The sequence below is a fragment of the Hymenobacter monticola genome, from assembly GCF_022811645.1.
GTDB classification, from domain to species: Bacteria; Bacteroidota; Bacteroidia; order Cytophagales; family Hymenobacteraceae; genus Hymenobacter; species Hymenobacter monticola.
This window is the reverse complement of the sequence record NZ_CP094534.1, coordinates 297242-314848: the sequence shown is the minus strand read 5'-3', so window position 1 is coordinate 314848 and position 17607 is coordinate 297242. Positions and strand designations below refer to the sequence as shown.

The 17607-nt window shown below is 62.9% G+C and carries 16 protein-coding genes; 9 read left to right on the top strand and 7 right to left on the bottom strand.

Annotation, left to right across the window (positions count from 1 at the left end; all coding sequences use genetic code 11):
- Positions 1 to 23 precede the first annotated feature (23 nt).
- Complete coding sequence (locus MTP16_RS01415; RefSeq protein ID WP_243515257.1) at positions 24 to 464, bottom strand: hypothetical protein; 441 nt, start codon at positions 462 to 464, stop codon at positions 24 to 26.
- Positions 465 to 766: 302 nt separating this feature from the next.
- On the opposite strand from MTP16_RS01415, the gene MTP16_RS01410 reads away from it, so the two are divergent.
- Positions 767 to 3337, top strand: coding sequence for an ATP-dependent Clp protease ATP-binding subunit (locus MTP16_RS01410; protein ID WP_243515255.1), 2571 nt, complete (start codon positions 767 to 769; stop codon positions 3335 to 3337).
- A gap of 74 nt (positions 3338 to 3411) precedes the next feature.
- Here MTP16_RS01410 and MTP16_RS01405 read toward each other — a convergent pair whose 3' ends face one another.
- Positions 3412 to 5286 carry a type VI secretion system baseplate subunit TssF gene (locus MTP16_RS01405; protein ID WP_243515253.1) on the bottom strand — a complete coding sequence of 625 codons (1875 nt, stop codon included), beginning with the start codon at positions 5284 to 5286 and terminating at the stop codon, positions 3412 to 3414.
- A gap of 47 nt (positions 5287 to 5333) precedes the next feature.
- Entirely contained in the window at positions 5334 to 5759 is a 426-nt protein-coding gene (locus MTP16_RS01400; RefSeq protein ID WP_243515251.1) for a GPW/gp25 family protein, read from the bottom strand.
- Between the two features lie 292 nt (positions 5760 to 6051).
- On the opposite strand from MTP16_RS01400, the gene tssD (MTP16_RS01395) reads away from it, so the two are divergent.
- A complete protein-coding gene (tssD, locus tag MTP16_RS01395; RefSeq protein ID WP_243515248.1) occupies positions 6052 to 6447 on the top strand; it encodes a type VI secretion system tube protein TssD in 396 nt (131 codons plus the stop codon).
- A gap of 33 nt (positions 6448 to 6480) precedes the next feature.
- On the top strand, positions 6481 to 6885 hold the full coding sequence (tssD, locus tag MTP16_RS01390) for a type VI secretion system tube protein TssD (protein ID WP_243515245.1): 405 nt from the start codon (positions 6481 to 6483) through the stop codon (positions 6883 to 6885).
- A gap of 31 nt (positions 6886 to 6916) precedes the next feature.
- On the opposite strand, the gene MTP16_RS01385 is transcribed toward tssD (MTP16_RS01390), so the two are convergent.
- The 3 genes from MTP16_RS01385 to MTP16_RS01375 form a co-directional block, all read right to left on the bottom strand.
- A complete protein-coding gene (locus MTP16_RS01385; RefSeq protein WP_243515242.1) occupies positions 6917 to 7456 on the bottom strand; it encodes a hypothetical protein in 540 nt (179 codons plus the stop codon).
- Between the two features lie 138 nt (positions 7457 to 7594).
- On the bottom strand, positions 7595 to 7981 hold the full coding sequence (locus MTP16_RS01380) for a hypothetical protein (protein ID WP_243515240.1): 387 nt from the start codon (positions 7979 to 7981) through the stop codon (positions 7595 to 7597).
- Positions 7978 to 9309: a hypothetical protein gene (locus tag MTP16_RS01375; RefSeq protein WP_243515237.1), complete on the bottom strand. Its 1332-nt coding sequence runs from the start codon at positions 9307 to 9309 to the stop codon at positions 7978 to 7980. The genes MTP16_RS01380 and MTP16_RS01375 overlap by 4 nt, the downstream gene beginning before the upstream one ends.
- A 180-nt stretch (positions 9310 to 9489) precedes the next feature.
- Here MTP16_RS01375 and MTP16_RS01370 point away from each other — a divergent pair, with 180 nt between their 5' ends.
- From MTP16_RS01370 to MTP16_RS01345, 6 genes are all read left to right on the top strand, one after another.
- Positions 9490 to 11316 (top strand): type VI secretion system Vgr family protein, encoded by a 1827-nt coding sequence (locus tag MTP16_RS01370; protein ID WP_243515233.1) that lies wholly within the window; start codon positions 9490 to 9492, stop codon positions 11314 to 11316.
- Between the two features lie 69 nt (positions 11317 to 11385).
- A complete protein-coding gene (locus tag MTP16_RS01365) occupies positions 11386 to 12372 on the top strand; it encodes a hypothetical protein (RefSeq protein WP_243515231.1) in 987 nt (328 codons plus the stop codon).
- A complete protein-coding gene (locus tag MTP16_RS01360; protein WP_243515227.1) occupies positions 12369 to 12785 on the top strand; it encodes a DUF4280 domain-containing protein in 417 nt (138 codons plus the stop codon). The genes MTP16_RS01365 and MTP16_RS01360 overlap by 4 nt, the downstream gene beginning before the upstream one ends.
- A gap of 54 nt (positions 12786 to 12839) precedes the next feature.
- Positions 12840 to 14258 (top strand): T6SS phospholipase effector Tle1-like catalytic domain-containing protein, encoded by a 1419-nt coding sequence (locus MTP16_RS01355; RefSeq protein ID WP_243515225.1) that lies wholly within the window; start codon positions 12840 to 12842, stop codon positions 14256 to 14258.
- Between the two features lie 121 nt (positions 14259 to 14379).
- The gene (locus MTP16_RS01350) at positions 14380 to 15354 is read left to right on the top strand and encodes a DUF2931 family protein (RefSeq protein ID WP_243515222.1); all 975 of its coding nucleotides are present in this window, start codon (positions 14380 to 14382) and stop codon (positions 15352 to 15354) included.
- A gap of 267 nt (positions 15355 to 15621) precedes the next feature.
- Positions 15622 to 16671 (top strand): DUF2931 family protein, encoded by a 1050-nt coding sequence (locus tag MTP16_RS01345; RefSeq protein WP_243515219.1) that lies wholly within the window; start codon positions 15622 to 15624, stop codon positions 16669 to 16671.
- 27 nt (positions 16672 to 16698) lie between these two features.
- On the opposite strand, the gene MTP16_RS01340 is transcribed toward MTP16_RS01345, so the two are convergent.
- Positions 16699 to 17592, bottom strand: a complete 894-nt coding sequence (locus MTP16_RS01340; RefSeq protein WP_243515216.1) for a hypothetical protein — start codon at positions 17590 to 17592, stop codon at positions 16699 to 16701.
- Positions 17593 to 17607: the final 15 nt, after the last annotated feature.

The following is a 17607-nucleotide window of genomic DNA, read 5'->3' as shown; positions in this document are numbered from 1 at the left end:
TAAAAAGGAAAGGATGCCTGGGCTTATTCTAGCTCATCCATCATGGCCTGAATGGCGGCGAGGAAAGCGGCTTTGGTTTCGGGGTTCTCGAGGGCCGTTTTCAGAATCTTGTTCGACTTGAGCTGCCGCAGCAGCTTTTGCATATCGTCGGTTTCCGAGGCCAGGCCCTGCAGAAAGTTGCTCTGGTTGATGATGCCCTTCTTGCCAAAGTCGCCCAACGACGCGAAATGCAGCTTTTCGGCCACGGTGCCGCCCTGGGCGTTTTCGAACTCGACGGCTACTTCGGGCTTGAAGTGCGCGAATACCGCTTCGGGGGTTTTGAGCCCCTCTACCACCACCGGCCGCAGGGGCGCGTTGGTGGTGAGCTTTTGTACGAGCAGCGTGCGGTTGAGGGGGATATCCGAGATGGCTTCGGATGCATTGTCGAGCTTGCGCTCTTGGCCGCCAATTCCGTAGGAGTACATGGGAGGAAGGGAAGGAGGTGTGGTTACGCGCGGGGTAAAACGCAGCAACCAGCCAATGAAGGTTTTCAACTGAAGTAGGGCTTCCGTTAGCGTTACGGCCAGGTCCGCACTTGAGTTGGGCTAATGTAGAACAAAACAATTACATAACACTGCTACGGCGGCTTAAACCAGGGCCTACGGCGGGGCGTATGCACCTTGCCCACCCAAGGCCAGCACCACCCAACCAATACGGGCGCGCCCCTCTGGCTTTAGGCCCGCCGGTTTTTTCTTCCTTTCCACTTCTCGTCCCCTTTCCCGCTTCTATGGCGTACTCCGACAATCTGAAACGCAGCCTGCACATCGCCCAGGCCGTGGCCCACGAATACCGTCAGCAATACTACGCGGCTCCGCACTTGCTCACGGCGTTGCTGCACAACGAGATAGGCTTGGCCTCCTGGCTGGTGGCCGTGTTGGATAAGGACATCCATTACTTGCGTGAGTGGGCCGAGGTGCGCCTCGAAGACCAGCCCAAGGCCGCCCGCCCACCCGAAATGCCCACCCCCGACCCTGGGGTGCAGCAGGTGCTGGAAATGGCCGATTTGGTGGCCCTGCAGCTCTCGCGCGACCAAACCGACCCGCTGGCGGCGCTGGCCGCCCTGCTCCGGCCGGGCCTGGCCTTCACGGCCGAGCAGCTGAAATCTTTCCCGCTCACCCAAAAGGAGGTGCTGGACGCGGCCCAGGCCGAAATGCCGGCCCCGGCGGCCACCGAAACCGACGACAATAATGCTGCCAGCGCCAAACCGGCCGCCGCTGCCGGCGGCAAGGGCGGCGCCATTGCCACGTACTGCACCGACAAAACCGCCCAGGCCCGCGCGGGCCAGCTCGACCCCATTGTGGGGCGCGACCGCGAAGTGCGGCTCATGGCCGAGATTCTGGGCCGGCGCACCAAGCCCAACGTGCTGCTCATCGGCGAGCCGGGCGTGGGTAAGTCGGCGCTGGTGGAGGGCTTTGCCCAGCAGATTGCGCAAGGGCTGGTGCCGGTGCATTTGCGCGAGGTGACGCTGTTTGAGCTGGACCTGGGCACGCTGGTGGCCGGCGCCTCTTACAAAGGCGAGGTGGAAGACCGCATCAAAAAGGTCCTCACCGAAATCAAGCAATACACCCGCGCCATCTTATTCATTGATGAAATCCACGTGCTGCTCGACCCCAAGGGCAGCGCCGGCAGCGGCATTGCGCAGCTGCTGAAACCGGAGCTGGCCCGCGGGGAACTCACGGTAATCGGCGCTACGACCAACGACGAGTACCGGCAGTACATTGAAAAGGACGAGGCATTCAACCGTCGCTTCGACATCGTGCGGGTGGAGGAGCCCACGATGGTGGTGGCGGAGCGCATGCTGGAGCGCGTGCTGCCCATCTACGCCACCCACCACGACCTGCTCATCGGCGAGGGCACCATTGGCGAGGCCGTGCGCTTGGCCAAGCGCTACCTGAAAGACCGGCAGCTTCCCGATTCGGCCATCGACCTGGTGGACCGAACCATGGCCGCCATCCGAATGCTGGACGAGCAGGCGGTGGCCGGCCTCACGCAGCTGCAAACCGAGTTTGAGGCCCTGGCTGCGCGCCGCGAGGAGCTGGAAGAAGCCGACTACCTGCGCGAGCTACGCTGGTTTCTGTACCAGGTGCAAAGCCAGGTGAGCCAGCTCTGGCTCAACCAGCTGGAGAACGAGCAGCAGCCCGAAACCCTGGAAACCAGCGCCGAGCTGGAAACCTACCTGCGCGAGATTCTGACGGCGGTGCTGGGCCTGGCCGATACCAAGAAAACCAGCGTGGAGAAGCAGGACATCGCGGCCATCGTGTCGGGCAAAACCGGCATCCCGCTGGGCAAGCTGCAAAGCAACGAGCGCGAAAAGCTGCTGCGCATGGACCAGATTCTGCAGAAGCGCGTGGTGGGCCAGGACTACGCCGTGAAGGCCATGTGCGCGGCCATTCTGGAGTCGCGCTCGGGCCTCACCAAGGCCGGACAGCCCATTGGCTCGTTCTTTTTGCTGGGGCCTACCGGTACCGGCAAAACCGAGCTGGCCAAGGCCTTGGCCGATTTTCTGTTCAACGACGAGTCCTTCCTCATTCGCTTCGACATGTCGGAGTTCAAGGAGGAGCACTCGGCCGCGCTGCTCTACGGGGCGCCTCCCGGCTACGTGGGCTATGAGGAGGGCGGCCTGCTGGTAAATAAAATCCGGGAGAAGCCCTACGCGGTGGTGCTGTTTGACGAGATTGAGAAGGCCCACCCGTCGGTGTTCGACATCTTCCTGCAAATTCTGGACGAGGGCCGGCTCAGCGACCGGCTGGGCCGCGAGGGCGATTTCTCCAACGCCGTGATTCTATTCACCTCCAACATTGGCTCGGAGCAGATTGCGGCGTCTTTCGCGGCCGGCAACGTGCCCGCCTCCACCGACCTGATGGAAACCATGGCCCGCTTTTTCCGGCCCGAGTTTCTGGCGCGCCTCACCGAAATCGTGCCCTTTGCCCCCATCTCGGAAGAAAACGTGGGCCGCATTTTCGACATTCACCTGCGCCCCCTCACCGAGCAGCTGCGGCGGCAGGGCATCACGCTCACGCTCAGCCCCGAGGCCCGGCAGCACCTGGCCTTGTCGGGCTTCACGCCCAAGTACGGGGCGCGGCCCATCACCGGCGTGATTCGGCAGCAACTGCGGCGGCCCATCTCGCGGCTCATCATCAGCGGCGAAGCCCGGCCCGGCACCGTGCTCACCCTGGACAAACCCGAAGGCAGCGACGCCGTGACGTGGACTACTACGCAAACCGACGCTACCGATGAGGCCATGGCCACCGCAGCTCCTGCTGAGCCGGCCAGCGCCATCGCTCCCGCAGATGCCTGATTTGCAATTTTTAGTTCTGTGACAGATAAACCGGTGGCTACAAGCTATTTGCTTGTAGCCACCGGTTTATTACCTCAACCCGCCGTTTTCACCACCACCTCGTACGGCATGTTCAGGGCCGACTGGCCCGATAGCACCGTGTGCAGCTCTTGGCTGGCGCGCTGCCACTCGGGCGCGCTTAGGCGGGTGGGCTCGGCCGGCGTGAGCATCACCCGGATGCAGCGCACAAAGCCCGCCGTGGGCGTGCTCCCGGTCTGGAAAGCCTTTTCGACGTGCACGGCGGCCAGCTGCGGGCCCAGCTCGGCCCAGCAGGCGGCCTTAATATCGGCCAGGGTCACGAGGCGGTTGCGGGCCAGCAGGTTGCGGCGCAGGGCGTGGGTGCGTTCCTCGGGGCGGGGCCGCTCGCGCCCGCCGCTGGTGGTGGTGAGCAGGCGCACTTCGTCAATAAAATGGCCGTCGTGGATGCGCAGCTGGCTGCCGGCAGCCAGGCGGTTGGCCGCTTCGCCGTTGCTCGACCAGTATTCGAGGTATACGCTGTCGTTCACGTTTTTGGGGCGTAACAGCACGTAAGGCACCGGCTGCTCGGCGGCGCGCGTGCGGTCGAGGCGCTCCTCAAGACGGGCCAGGTTCTGGTCGAGCTCGCGCAGGATAGAGCCCACAAAATCGGTGCCGGCGGCCGTGAAGGCGCTGCTTTCGTCGCGCAGCAGCTCCAGCAGCTCGCGCAGGGCTTCGCGGCCGGTGCGGGTGTCGAAGCGGCCCACGCCGTGGGTGCGCAGCGTGTAGGTATCGGTGGCGCCCTCGCTCAGGTCACTGAGGGTGGTGGGGCGGTAAGCCACGTTGCTGAGACTGTAGACGTCGCGAATGGCCAGAAACGGCTCCTCGCTCACCAGCGGAAACAGGTTGAGGGCCGGCTGCAGCCGAAACAGCACCTTGTGCAGGCGCCGGTTGAGCACCGGGAAGCAATTGAGGGCACACACCAGCTGCTCGAACGCCTCGGGCGGCAGGGCGTGGGCAAAGCGCACTTCCAGCCACGTCAGCGGCTGCGTGAGGCCCTGCAGCTCGGTGGCAGCCTGAAAGGAATCGGCCAGCTCGGCAGGGTAGGGGCGGGGCGCGTAGGCTGCCAGCGCGCTTGCCGGGCCGCTCAGCTGCACAAAGGCCGGTGCGTACAGCTCCCGCACCTGCTGCTCTACGCGCTGCAGGAAATCATACTCCCCGTTGAGGGAGCCGGCCGGGGCGCCAACGCCGGCGGGCGGCTCGGGCAGGCCCTGGCTGGCTTGCAATTCATAGCGGCCCAGCAGCCACTGCTCGCCAGGCAAAAAGGCGGCGTAGGCGGCCCGACGCGGCTCGTTCAGCCAGTCGAAGTAAAACGTCAGGTCGCTGATTTTGACGCCTTCGGCCGGGAGGCTCAGGCCTATCCAGAGGCGGCGGTGCTCGGTGGGGGCGGGGCTGGCGGCCTGGGCCACCACGCGCTTCTGGCCGTTGGCTTCCACCTGCCACACGGTGGCATCGGTGGCCAGGCAGCGCACGGCCCCGCTCACGAGGCGCGTGCCTTGCAGCGGCGAAAAAAACAGTTCCTGGCCGGCGGCCTGGCGGCCCACGGTGGGCGGCGCAAACACAAACTGCGCGTCGTTGGGCAGCTGCACCAGCGCCTCGCGGGCGCGGGCCTGCGCCACGGCGTGGGCCGGGTGCGGGGCGTCCACCACGTCGGGGTTCAGCAGGGTGGCCAGGCGCTCCACCAGCCGGTCCTGCGTGCTGTGCAGCTCTTGGCCAATTTTCTCAAATTCCACGGCGCAGGCTTCGAGCAGCACGTGCACCAGCGGGTCGAAGCCGTCGAGGTCGGCCTCGCCGTAGCCCCACAGCTCGGCCGCCTGGCGGGTGAGGCGGCTCTTAATGCTGGCTTTGCTGAAATCGGTGGCGGCGGGCGTGGGGAAAGACGGCGGAGGCAGCACGGGAAAGAACCGGAAGGCGTGAAAAAACGGGGAGTAGAAGGAATCAGCTAATCGACTGAGAGCGGCGCCACAAACAGGCTGGCCTGAAAGGCAAAGGGCTCGTCGGTGCGGTGCAGGGCGGCGTTGATGGTTACTTCCAGCCGTTTGCGAATGCGCTGGTTGACGTTTTTGAGCTCAAAATCCATCACCGCCACCTGGGCCTGGGCGCGCACCAGGCGGGGCTCAAACTCTCGAATGGCTTGCTCTACGGATTTCTGCACGCTGTCCTTCCAGCGCATGGTGGTCATAGCTTCAAAGTCCTGCTCCCACACCTGGCAGCCGAATTCGGGCTCGTAGCGCGACTCGCCGAAGTGGGTGGTGAGCATCAGGTACAGGTGCTGGGCAATGGATTCCTGCACCGAGCAGCGCGGCAGCTGGCGGCGCTCCAGAATCCCTTCCAAATCGAGCGGCAGACGGTAGTAGGTGGCACTCATACAAAACGATACGGCAGTGCGAACGCAGGTGGCCAGGCAAATGCCGAAGCTGGCTGCTTTGTTTGGCCAAATAAACGGTTTTCCGGCCACTATGGCCGTCGGCGGCCGCAAATTTTCCCTGCCTCCAAGGCTGGGGCAATGCGGGTGGGGGCCGGGGCCGGAAGTGGCCGGCGGCATCAAAGCGCCTGCGGAGTTGGCGCTTTCTTCTATCTTTATTTTCCTTCCATCGTATCCTAAGCCAGGGGCTGACTTGTTGGTTCTCTGGTTTACGCGTCCACTCACTGCTACCCTTATGTCGTTCAGCGCCGCGCTCATCGTCAACAACAAACAGTATTCCGTCCGGCGCTTTAGCTGGGGCGTGCAGCAAAACACCGACGTGGTGGGCCGTCCCGACGCCCGCGTGCAGGGCGGCCGGCTGCAGGTCGAGTTGGATTCGGAGCCCGACGAGGCGCTGCACCACTGGGCCCTGGACGATACCAAAAGAATGAGTGGGGAAATTGTGGTGTTTGCGGCCCATAACCGCCTTTCGCGCCGCAAAACCATCCGCTTCGAGGATGCCTACTGTGTGGGCCTGGGCAAGCAATTCGACGGCTCGGCTTCGGAAATGGGCATGACCATGACGCTCACGCTGTCGGCTAACCGGCTCAGCAGTGGCGAGGTGACGCTCGACAACAAGTGGCCCGCTTAATCCTTAGCTCGCCGGGGCTGCCCGGTTCCTTTTATGGCATCTTTTCGCTGCATACTCTCCCTGGCCGGCCAGGATTATCCGGTGGTGCACTGCGCCTACGAGTTTAGCCAAACCACCAGCGAGCGGGGCCGGGTGTCGGCCAAGGTGCGCAGCGGCCTCATCACCCTGCACCTCGACGTGCCCGACGGCGACCAACTGCTGGCCTGGGCCACCGACCCGCACAAAAAGCACAGCGGCTACCTCACCTTTCAGCAAACCGACCGGCCCATTGCCCGCGAAGTCCTCACGTTTGAGGACGGCTTCTGCGTGGCCTATGATGAGATTTTCGTAGCGGGCTCCAACACGGCGGGCGCTTACCAATGCGTATTGCACATTTCGGCCGCCAAACTCATGCTGGGCATCACCGAGAAGGACAGCGCATGGGTGCAGACGCGCTAGCGCGCTGTCGCCTGCTTTTTGAAACAGCTGCCTATTCAGGGCCAGGCGTGGCGGCTGCCGTTGCCGAATCAACCTGCGCGGCGGCCCGGTTGTCGAAGATGCGCAGGTAGGTCCACTCGCCGTTTTCGGAGTAGCTGGCCGAGGCATGCGTGCCCGGCCACCGGTATTCGGTGGGGCTCACCTGCACGCCCTCGCCGTAGAGGCGCTTGCCCGCCGCGAGCAAGCCGGGGCGCTTGGAGTTGAAGTCGATGCGGTAAAGTTTATCTTTCCAAAACTCGTAGCTGATGCCATTAACGGGTACCGTGTCGAGGCGCAGCCTGTGGCTGGGAATGGTGTACATGGTGGCGGGCAAGGGCCGCGGCACCAGCTGCAGCTGCACGTCGGTGATGCTGCCCAGCGAGTCGCCAAGGTGGTGGCCGCCGTAGCCGTTCTGGGCATCTACTATGGCGTTAGGAGCGGGGCTGGCGGCTTCCGGCGCGGGCGCAGTAGCCTGTGATACTTCGCCGGGGGGCGAGGTGGGCGACGAGCAGGCCGCTAGCAACGGCAGAAAGAAGAGCAGGCGTTGTTTCATTATTGCTAAAAATGCTTGGGCGGCGGAGTGGCAGCGAGGGGAAGCCAGCGTGTGGTTTTCGGCTGCGTGAGGCCTGTGGCTCGACGAAATAGCGGGTGCAAGCCCTGGCGGCACCGCTTTTGCCTAGCCCTAGCCGGGCTACCGGGCCGGCAGGGGAATCGGCGATACCTCCCAGCCGCCAGGGGGGCTGCTCTGAATGCTGTCGGGCACGGCGAGCGTGAAATGGCCGGTGCTGACTTCGGGGTCCAGCCGGTCAAACTCGACCACAAAGCGTGCCCCATTTTCGGTATTCATGCCCGTTTCGCTGATGTCGGTGGCCTCGTATTTTTTGCCGTTCACGAGGTAGTAGTAACTGTAGCTTTTGCCGCTTTTGGGCCGGTAGATGCCGCCGGTGAGATAGCCGATGGTGTAGCGGGGGCGGGTGTGCATGGCCTGCTTGGCGCGCATGCCATACCAGCCGCCCGCCAGGCAAACAATGACCACGATGTAAACCAAATACTTCTGCATCCAGACAAACAGGCTCATTTTTTCAGTGACTTGGGTGCCACCTTTTGCAGGGCTGCTCTCTTAGCCGCTGCTTTCGCGGCCTTTTCTTTTTCGTCCTCGTCGGCGTAATAATTTTCTACGGTTTTCTTAATCGTTTCGAGCGTGGCCCCGATGTGGAAGCTCAGGGACGCCACCATGCTTTGGTCAACCAGTTTCAGGTTGGGCGTGGGCATCACGCGGTGGTGGCGCAGGGCCGTCAGCATGCCCATCGTGTTGGGCGTCCGCATGACTTTTTCCATTATCGGGGCTCCGTATTCCTTCACCTGGTCGAACACAGTGCCGGCAATGATATTGATGACGAAGTCTTTGGTTTCTTTGGCGTCGTTCAGGTTCACCAGGTGGCCAAAGCCCTTATATTTTTCCTGGTTGTTGAATTTGACGGTGTACGCGTTGGTGCCCGCCGCCGAGCCAAAGGCCACCAGCAGCTTGGCGTACCACTTCAGGCCTTCCGCATTCACGGCCGCGGCGCCGAGCGTCGACATCCAGTTGATGTCCATAAACGACGCCTGGGCGCGCTGGCTCCACGAGCCTTTGCCTGTCACGGCGCCCACGCCAAACTGCGTGGTCAGGTCAACCAGTACGCGGGTGCCGGCACCCTCCGCCGCTTTCACCGCGTAGGCCCGCACGGCCGTGGCCACCGGCACCAGGGCGCCCACTTCGTACAGCAGGCCGCCCGTAAGCATGCCCGCGCTGATGCCCAGAAAGCCCTTTTCCATGTAGCCGCCCACCACGCCGGTGCCGGCCGCCATGTTCTGGAATTGCGCCTTTTCCGACATGTAGGTGCGGCTTTTGGCCTCAATACCGTATTCCGGCTCGAAGGATACCAGCACTTTCGTGTGCGTGTTGTATACCCAATACCTGCGCGTGCCGTAGGCATCGTTCACGGTGCTGGCAAATACCCATAGCTGGCCCACCACGTAGCGCTCCTGCCCCATGGGGTTGCCGTAGGCGTCCACCACGTCGGTTTTGGCGCGCGGGTCTATTTTATTGGCGTTGTACTTCGCGTAAGGCAGCGCCTCCATCTGGCGCCGCAGCCGCGCGTCCGATTCCTGGCGCCAGGCTTCCTCCTTGGTGAGTTGCACCAACTGGTTGACCGAGCGCTTGACGCGGCTCTGAGCGGCGTTGACGCTGGCCGTTTGCCGGGCCGACATGGGCCGGGGCCCCGGCCGGCCAGCTGCCGCCTGGTGGGCGTGCTGCACGGTGCCCGCGCCGGGGCGGCGGCCCAGCGGGCTCACATGGCCCGTGCTGGCCAGCGAGGCCACGGCATTGGCGCGGGGCCGGCGGCCCTCTTGAAATCCTGGATTCATGGGCGAAGCAGTAGTTTCAGAACAAGATACAGCGCCGCGCGCTGAATTTGTTGGCGGGCCGTCGCCCCTTTAGCCGAACAAGATGCGGGGGCTTCAACCTTAGAAGGCGTGGGTTACGTAACGAAGTATGGTTAATTGGGTTACTTTTACAACTACTCCTTTCCACCCTTTCCTTGCCGCATGTCTTATCCGGTAAACGTTAGCGTGCATGTTGAAGGCGGCACTGCCCTGGCCGACTACAACAAGCTCACGCTAAGCCAGCACGTGCTCACGCACCATTCGTTCGCGCTCGACTTCTCGTTCGAAGCCTTAGGCAAGGCCTTAGGTATCAAGCCCGAAACGCTGTTTTCGCAGGCCCACGAGCAGCTGAGCGGCAAAGGCATCACCATTGGCTGGACCAGTGGCGCGCAAGCCGATGCGGGCCGCTCGTTCGAGTTCAAAGGCATCATCACCAACATCAGCATCCAGACCGATGCCGATTTGGTGAACTACTACCACATCAGCGGCTACAGCCCCACTTTCCTGCTGGAAGACGGCACCCAGAACCGCACGTTTGTGAAAAAAACGCTGCAGGCCATCTTCCAGCAGGTGCTTGGCGACTACCCCGGCAACCCGCTCCAGAAGCAGCTCAAAGCCCAGGGCAATGACGTGCTGCCCTACGTGGTGCAGTACAACGAAACCAACTTCAACTTCCTGAGCCGCTTGGCCGCGCAGCAGGGCGAGTGGCTGTACTACGACGGCACCACCCTGCAGCTGGGCCGGGGCGCGGGCAAGACCATTCCGTTCCGGAGCAACAGCGCGCAGGTGTTCACGCTCTCGATGCACCTGCAGCCGGGCAAAACCGAAGGCGCCCACTACAACTACCGCACCCACGCGCCGCTCAAAGGCAAGGCGGCGGCCCCCGCGGGGGGCCACCCGTTCGGGCAGTTTGCCGTGCAGAAATCCGACGAGCTGTTCACCCAGCCCCACCGCCTGCAGGCCGGCGCCCAGCACAACGACCAGGCCCAGCTGCAGCGCGCCTTGGACGGGCTGGCCGCCAAGCGCGCCGGCAACCAGGTGAGCCTGGAAGGCAGCGGCGAAGCCTTCGACACCGTGCCCGGCTGCGTGCTCGACGTGCAGGACGCGGCCGGCGCGGCCTACGGCAAGTTCCGGGTGCTGGCCGTGCGCCACGAGGTAGACGGCGACGGCAACTACACCAACCACTTCGAGGCCATGCCCGACGCGGCCCCGGCCCCCCCGCCCAACCCCCTCTACGCCGCCTCCGACGCCCAGCCCGAGCTGGCCGAAGTCATCGACCTGGACGACCCACGCCGCTTGGGCCGCGTGCGGGTGCGCTATTACTGGCCCGTGGCCCAGCCGGCCGACGCCGAGTCGGCGTGGCTGCGCGTGAGCACGCCGTATAGCGGCGATGGCAAAGGGCAGATGTTCACGCCCGAAGTGGGCTCGCAGGTGCTCATCGGCTACGAGCACGGCCTGGCCGAGTTCCCGGTGGCACTGGGCAACCTGTTCCACCCCCAAAACAAGCAAGGCAAGTCCTACAGCCCGCCGAATAACAACCTCAAGGGGATGCAGACTTCGGGCGGCAACAAGTTTGTGATGAGCGAGGTGGCCGGGGCGCAAAGCATCCTGCTCTCCAACTCCAACAACAAGAACACGGCCATCAAGCTTAGTTTCAAGGGCGACGGCAGCATTGAAATCAAATCCAACGGCCCGATAACGATTAATTCCGGCGACAGCATTTCAATTGAAGCCAAGAAGGACATCACCATGCGGGCCGGCGACAGCATTTCAATTGAAGCCAAGAAGAACATCAACGTGGCCACGCAGGAGGAAAACGTCACGTTGCAGGCGCACAAGGAACTGCTGCTAACGGCCGTAACGGACGACGTTACCGTAGAATCGGCCAGTAAGAAACTGACCATTCAAGCCGCTAGCAATGTCGAAATTACTTCTTCGGCGGTGGTCAAGGTAAGCGGCCAAGACGTGAAGCTGAACAACCCTGGCTAACGTTTCGCTCGTTGTGGGGAGTAGTCGGGGCGCTGCTTGGCGGCGGACCGGTGACGCACATTTTCTGCTATGGTACAACATCATTCCTTACCTGAGGCCGGACGTCGTGCCGCGCCTGAAAAGGCGGCGGAAGGCTTGCGAGAAGCTATTTCGCACGCCCGACCCCGGCAGCTACAGAAGCCGGTGCAGCTGCGGCGGCAGGCCACGCCGCCGGAGGGGCTGCGGTATGCGCTGGTTTCGTTTTGGGAGGAGCGTTGCGCGGGCGCGGTGAAGCGCACCACCATCGACAAAACCATCACCCTGCATTGGAAAGCGCAACCGGCGGCCTTGGAACAAGCTGTTCTAACGTACGAAACCGCGCCGCCCGTACTGCAAAAACCCAGCCTCACGGCCCTGGAAAAGGCCTTGCTGCTGCTGGCTTCTCTCTACCAACGCCTCGAGATAGACGCCACGCCCGCCGGGCAGCTGCTTTCGCTGCGCAACCACGCCGAGGTGTTGAAAACCTGGGCCGAGGTGCAGGCAGAGCTAATCCGACGGTCGGGGGGCGAGGACGAAGTGACGCAGGTACTGCTGCAATCAGTGGGCGCCCAGCTGGAGCGGCCCGATGCCCTGCTGGCTTCGCTCCGCCACGACTATGCTTTCGCCTTCCTGTGGCCCGATTTGTACCAGCAGCGCTTCGAGAGCGGTTTCTACTACGAACAAGCCCGGGAATTCCCGCTGTTTTTTACCGACACCAGCCTGTGGTTCCGGGAGCGTTTGGAGGTGGCGGAGCCCACGGCCGCGGGGCAAGCCCGGCTGCGGGCCAGTGGAAATCTGGATGCCCAACGCACCGATTTGGACACTGTGGCCCGGCAGGTAGACGCCGCTTTTACCGCGGCCGGCCTCACCGCCCCGCCCACCGCCCCGTTTGCCCTGAGCGGCACCTACGAAGCCTCCTTCGACCTGAACCCGGATACGGGCTGGCCCGTGACGGTGGAGGCGTCGGTGATTTGCCGGGCCGGGGCGGCGTACAGCAAAGAATATTTTTTACGTTTTGAGCAACTGCCTGCATCATGAGCCAAACCGGACAAGAATACGTGTGCAACAACGCCGTGTGCCGCTGCGACAAGGGCTCCCTGCCCAGCATGTTGCAAGTGGTGGCCAACCAGACGGTGCACCTGCAGGGCAAGACGGTGGCCACCACCCTCGACAAGCTGTTCATGCCGTTCGGCACGTGCATGATGAAGAACAACCTTCCCTGCGTGCCCATGCTGCTGATGTGGCAGGACTACTTCGACAAGGTGAGCCTGGTGGCGCCCGGCTGCCACCCCCTGCTCGAGAAAAGCACCATCAAGTGCGCGCTGGGCGGCACGGTGAGCATCGTGAGCACCTTGCAGATATCGGTGCCCTTGCCGCCGCCGCCGCCCCAGGCCGAAGGCGTGCGCACGGCCAGCATGAGCCTGTGCCCGCTGCTTTTCAATCCGGCTTAATTCGGCCGGCCCCGCGTAGCCCCGTCTCCTTTTTGCTCACCAACTACCCGCCCCATGATTACCCCCTATTCCAGCATGCTTGCCGCCCAGCGCGTGGGCGTCGATAAAATGGTAGTGGGCAAGGCCCCCGAGCGGCCCAACCGAACCGGCGTAACCGTGGAAGCCGCTGTGTTTTTCGACGGCACCCTGAACAACCGCAACAACACCGAGCGCCGCACCGGCGTGGGGGCCGCCCGCCCCAGCGCCCAGGCGGCCGCCATCTACAAGCGCTACGGCGAAGCAGACAACAGCTACGCCAATTACTACTCCAACGTGGCCATTCTGGAGTTTCTCAACAAGAACATTGACGCCAACAAGCGCCAGGTTTCCATCTACGTGGAGGGCATTGGCACCATCAACGACCGCGGCGACGACATGCAGGGCTACGCCTTTGGCTCAGGCTTCACGGGCGTCATCGAGCGGGTCATCAAGGGCATTGGCCTGCTCACCGAGCGACTGAAAAAACTGCCGCTGAAAAAAAATGAATACATCGAGCGCGTCGTCATCGACGTGTACGGCTTCAGCCGCGGGGCGGCGGCGGCGCGGCACTTTGTGTCGCGCAAAACCAACCTGCACCGGTTCCAAATCTTCCGCACCACGCTGGGCAAGAGCCTCAAAATAGAAGACCCCAACGACATCGTCTTCCGGTTTGTGGGGCTGTTCGACACGGTTTCTTCGTTTCAGGAAGGCCACCCCATTGCCGACAACCTGGGCTACCACAACTTCAACAACGACGTGTCGGAGCTGGATTTGGCCATGGGGGGCACGGTGCGCAAGGCCGTGCACCTCACCGCTGGCGACGAATACCGCAGCAATTTTGCCCTCACCACCATTGGCAGCACCGTGCAGGCCGGCAAAGGCTTTGAGCTGCGCATGCCCGGTGCGCACTCCGACATTGGTGGGGGCTACGCCGAGGTGGAGAAAGAAGAACGCAAGCTGGGCGACGCCAAGGAGCGAAAATGGCTCATTGACCAAGGCTGGTACGCGGGGCCCGACGGCCGCGAAAAAGACATCAAGCACTGGAAGGAAACCCGCTACATTGCCACGCCCTACGGCTACGGCGGCACTTCGTACCAGGTCGACCGCGAGGTGGGCTTGCGCACCGTTCCGTACAACTACCAGTTTATCCCGCTGGCCATCATGATAGCGCTGGCTGAAAAGCAGAGCTTTTACGGCAAGCCCGCCTTTTCCCGGACCGACCCGCAACGCCAAATCCGGGTGACGGTGCCCGATGACCTGAAGCCCGTGCAAGCCGAGCTGCTGAACTTCGCGTTGCAGCACGACGGCGCCCGCAGCCTGGGCGTGACCGTGCCGCAGATAAAATGGCTGCGCAATAAATACTTGCACCGCTCGGCCAGTGGTTCCATTGGCAAAGGCGCCCGATACGTCGACGGCCTGCCCAAACGGCGCATCATCCGCGACACCGATGGCTAGCCTGCACCCGCCGCACTCGCCAGCCGGCCGCGCCTGGGCCCGCCGGTCTTATTCCATCTTATTCTTGCTCGGGGGGCTCTTGGCGGGCACTTGGGCGTTTTCTGCGTGCCAGCACTCTACTATGAGCGACTACAAAACCGAGAAGTTCAAGCTGTCGGCCAGCCCGGCCGCGCCCGACGGTTATCAGATGGTGATTTTCGAGGGCCTGTTTCACCGCTCCGACGGCGAAACGTTTCCCGTGCCTTCGGGCCACCGCCTCATCAGCAGCTGGGAGAGCTCCAGCATTTCCTGGGCCGTGGGCGACGCCGAACAGCCGGCCCCCGACAGCCTGTCGCTGGTGTGGTACTCCACCACGGAGGACAAATTCTACGCCGGGCATTTCCTCCTGCCCCAGCAGCGCATCTACAACTTGCTGAAAACCGGCTTCTGGAATACGGAGGAACAGCAGCAGCAAACCTACGATGAGCTAACCGTGCTGGTGGGCGTTAAGGGCATGGCCGTGGTGTGGCTGGCCGGCGGCAAAAACAAGGTGCTAATCGGCCGTTTTCAGGCCCAGGAAACCACCAGCCGGTTTCCGAACCAAAGCGCGCAGGAGCACGCCGAGATACTGCAGGAAGAACGGGCCGAGCTGCCGTCGGCCGTGCAGCAGCAAATCCGCGCGGGCACCATCAGCGCCAAGAAGTGGGAAGACTACCTGCGCGTCTACCCTTGGAAGCTGGCCTTCAACCAACCGTTGAAGCTTTACAACTACGGGCTAGACTACCTCAACGCCGAACGCACCAACTATCCCGCCACGCGCGATATGGCCCAGTATGCCCGGGGCATTCTTGAGCCCAGTCCCAAAGCCGTTCCGCGCGACTTGGACCTGTTCGTGGAAACCGAAGCCGGGCAACGCTACGAAATCCGGGTGGTGGCCTTCGACGAAGCCGAGACGATGGCCGCCTTTGAAGCATTGCACCAAGCCGATGCCCAAGCCCCCATCACGCTGCGGGTGGAGCTAGACAAACCCGTGCGGAAAGTACAACTGGTACTGGACAATGGCTTGAAGCAACTGCCACTGACCAAGACAACCCCTGAAATCTTTGCCGCCGAATAACGGGTAAATTCTTTGGTTCAAATTAGGGTTGAGGTGCTAATCGAGTATTCCTGCGTAGTACTTTTTTTGCTGCTTACGACGAGGCCGAGAGATTGTCCGCTTTCCGCGGCCAGCCCGACTAGCCCCCTTACCCTGCTTTTCACGCTCGACAAGCCGTTTCAAAAAGCCACGATGACGCTGCAAAACGAAGCCAAACAGATTCCCTTGGCCAAAACGAAGGTTGACGCGTTGAGCCAGGAGTAGGGCGGCGTGCGTACACCCTTGTCTATGAACCTGCTTGTGCGCCTGCTTCTGCTGCTCCCCGGCTTGGCTCCAGCCGGGGCCAAAGCCCAGAAAGTCCCCGCCCTGCCTGCTTCCGCCACCGACTTGTTTTCGCTCTCGGCCGCGCCCTGCACCGCCGACGGCTACTTTGTCACCATCCACGCGGGCGAGTTCGTGCGCCCCGACGGCCGCACCTTTCCGGTGCCGACGGGCCACCTGCTGGAAGGCAGCTGGGGCGCGTCGGGCACGCGTTGGGCCGTGGGCGACGAGCAGCAGCCGGCGCCCACGCACCTGCGAATGCTATGGTTTTCCTACGCCGAAGACAAGTTTTACGAAGGCGATTTTGCGCTGCCGCAAGCTAAAATTCACGAGCTGCTGCAACAAGGCTACTGGGACATGGAAAAACAGCGTCCGGCTACTTATAATATGTTGGTTGTGTGCACCATTCCGAAGGGCGGGGTGGTGCTCTGGCTCGGTGGTACTAACCAGACGCTCATCGGCCGCTTCCAGGGCCACCCGGCCAACGTAGATTTCAAGGAGTTCTACGGCCCCGCCAACCGCGCGAAGCTGCTGCAGGAGGTGCAGGCGCAGATGCCGCCTGGTGCGCAACAACAAACAGCCGCTGGCACCGGCGCCGGAACTTGGGACGAGTATCTACGCCGCTATCCCTGGAAAATTGAAATCAGCCAGCCCATGACCCTGTATAAATACAGTGTGAGCTATGTGAATGCCGAGCGCACGCGCGACCCGCTCAGCCGTGACCTGGGCCCCTACCGGCAGCAGCTGTTAGCCGCCAGCCCGAAGCCGGTGCCCTGCAAGCTGCACCTCTACGGGCAAGCCGAACACGGCGCCCGCTACCAGGTGCGGCTCAACCCCGTTGACGAAGCCGAAACAATGGCCGCCTTCGAGCAATTGAGCCGCGCCAATCCACAAAGTCCGATTACGTTGTTCGTCGACGTAAGCAAGGATTTCAAGAAAGGCACCCTCACGCTGCGCAACGAGCGGCAGCAGATTCCCCTGCTAAAAACCCAGGTGCAACTCTTCGACGAGAATTAGACGGCTGTTGCTGAGCTTGGTGCTGGCTTAGCGCAGCAGCCCGAAGAAGCGCGGCTCCCGGCCCAGCTCCACGTTGATGGGCGCCAGGGTTTGCTCGATGCTCTGCTTGAGGTCGTCGGTGGCGGGGTCTTGCAGAATCTGAATAAAGGCCGTGCGGGAGCTCTCCAGCAGCTGGCGGCGCTCCTTGCTGCGGGGCTTGTGGTCGAGGGCGCGCTGGCGCTGGCAATCGGCTTCGGCAAAAGCCACCTGGTCGCGCAGAAGCTCAATCTGAAGCTTTGCGTTGTTGCTGGGGGGCGCCACTACGGGAGCGCCGCCCCCGCCACCTCCGCCGCCCCGGGCCGACGCGGCCGCCAGCGCCGCCTGCAGCGTCACCACCTGCTGCTTGGCCGACGAGGCTTCCTGCTTGGCGGTGGCCAGCTCCGAAACCAGCCGCTCGCTGCCCCGGGCGCCCTCGCCGGATTTAGTTACTTCCTGCCGCAGCACGTCGATGGAGTTGCGGGTCGAGCGGTAGATGTCGAAATCGCGCAGCACGTTGCGGGCCACTAGGCGGTGCGCCGGCACCTGCATCCGGGCCGTGTCGTTGCGCAGCTCGCTCAGGCGGGCGGCAATGGCGTTGTTGTAGTCTTGGTTTTTGAGCAAGAGCACGCTGCGCACGTTGGGGTTCGATTCGGCCATCATGCGCAGGTCGATGCCGTCGATGCGCTGCAGGTGCTGGGTCAGCGTATCGAGCCGGGTGGTAAGCAGGGCTTGCTCCTGGTGGGTCTGGTCGAGCTCGCGCTTGAGTCGGGCATTTTCGTCGGCAATGCTGGAGTTGGAAAACAGATAGTACGAGGCCCCCAGCGGCACGAGCAGCGCCAGGAGGTAAAGCAACGAAAACTGCCACAGCCGGGTGCGACGTTCGGGTTGGTTGAGGGGTTTCATGCGGGCGGGTGGGGA

Bases quoted from the DNA above. Each gene is read 5' to 3' on its own strand.
- MTP16_RS01350 (WP_243515222.1), top strand. From the start codon at position 14,380: ATGAGCGACTACAAAACCGAGAAGTTCAAGCTGTCGGCCAGCCCGGCC.
- MTP16_RS01340 (WP_243515216.1), bottom strand. From the start codon at position 17,592: ATGAAACCCCTCAACCAACCCGAACGTCGCACCCGGCTGTGGCAGTTT.
- MTP16_RS01375 (WP_243515237.1), bottom strand. From the start codon at position 9,309: ATGAATCCAGGATTTCAAGAGGGCCGCCGGCCCCGCGCCAATGCCGTG.
- MTP16_RS01380 (WP_243515240.1), bottom strand. From the start codon at position 7,981: ATGAGCCTGTTTGTCTGGATGCAGAAGTATTTGGTTTACATCGTGGTC.
- tssD (WP_243515245.1), top strand. From the start codon at position 6,481: ATGGCATCTTTTCGCTGCATACTCTCCCTGGCCGGCCAGGATTATCCG.
- MTP16_RS01400 (WP_243515251.1), bottom strand. From the start codon at position 5,759: ATGAGTGCCACCTACTACCGTCTGCCGCTCGATTTGGAAGGGATTCTG.
- tssD (WP_243515248.1), top strand. From the start codon at position 6,052: ATGTCGTTCAGCGCCGCGCTCATCGTCAACAACAAACAGTATTCCGTC.
- MTP16_RS01360 (WP_243515227.1), top strand. From the start codon at position 12,369: ATGAGCCAAACCGGACAAGAATACGTGTGCAACAACGCCGTGTGCCGC.
- MTP16_RS01355 (WP_243515225.1), top strand. From the start codon at position 12,840: ATGATTACCCCCTATTCCAGCATGCTTGCCGCCCAGCGCGTGGGCGTC.
- MTP16_RS01385 (WP_243515242.1), bottom strand. From the start codon at position 7,456: ATGAAACAACGCCTGCTCTTCTTTCTGCCGTTGCTAGCGGCCTGCTCG.
- MTP16_RS01345 (WP_243515219.1), top strand. From the start codon at position 15,622: ATGAACCTGCTTGTGCGCCTGCTTCTGCTGCTCCCCGGCTTGGCTCCA.
- MTP16_RS01410 (WP_243515255.1), top strand. From the start codon at position 767: ATGGCGTACTCCGACAATCTGAAACGCAGCCTGCACATCGCCCAGGCC.
- MTP16_RS01415 (WP_243515257.1), bottom strand. From the start codon at position 464: ATGTACTCCTACGGAATTGGCGGCCAAGAGCGCAAGCTCGACAATGCA.
- MTP16_RS01370 (WP_243515233.1), top strand. From the start codon at position 9,490: ATGTCTTATCCGGTAAACGTTAGCGTGCATGTTGAAGGCGGCACTGCC.
- MTP16_RS01365 (WP_243515231.1), top strand. From the start codon at position 11,386: ATGGTACAACATCATTCCTTACCTGAGGCCGGACGTCGTGCCGCGCCT.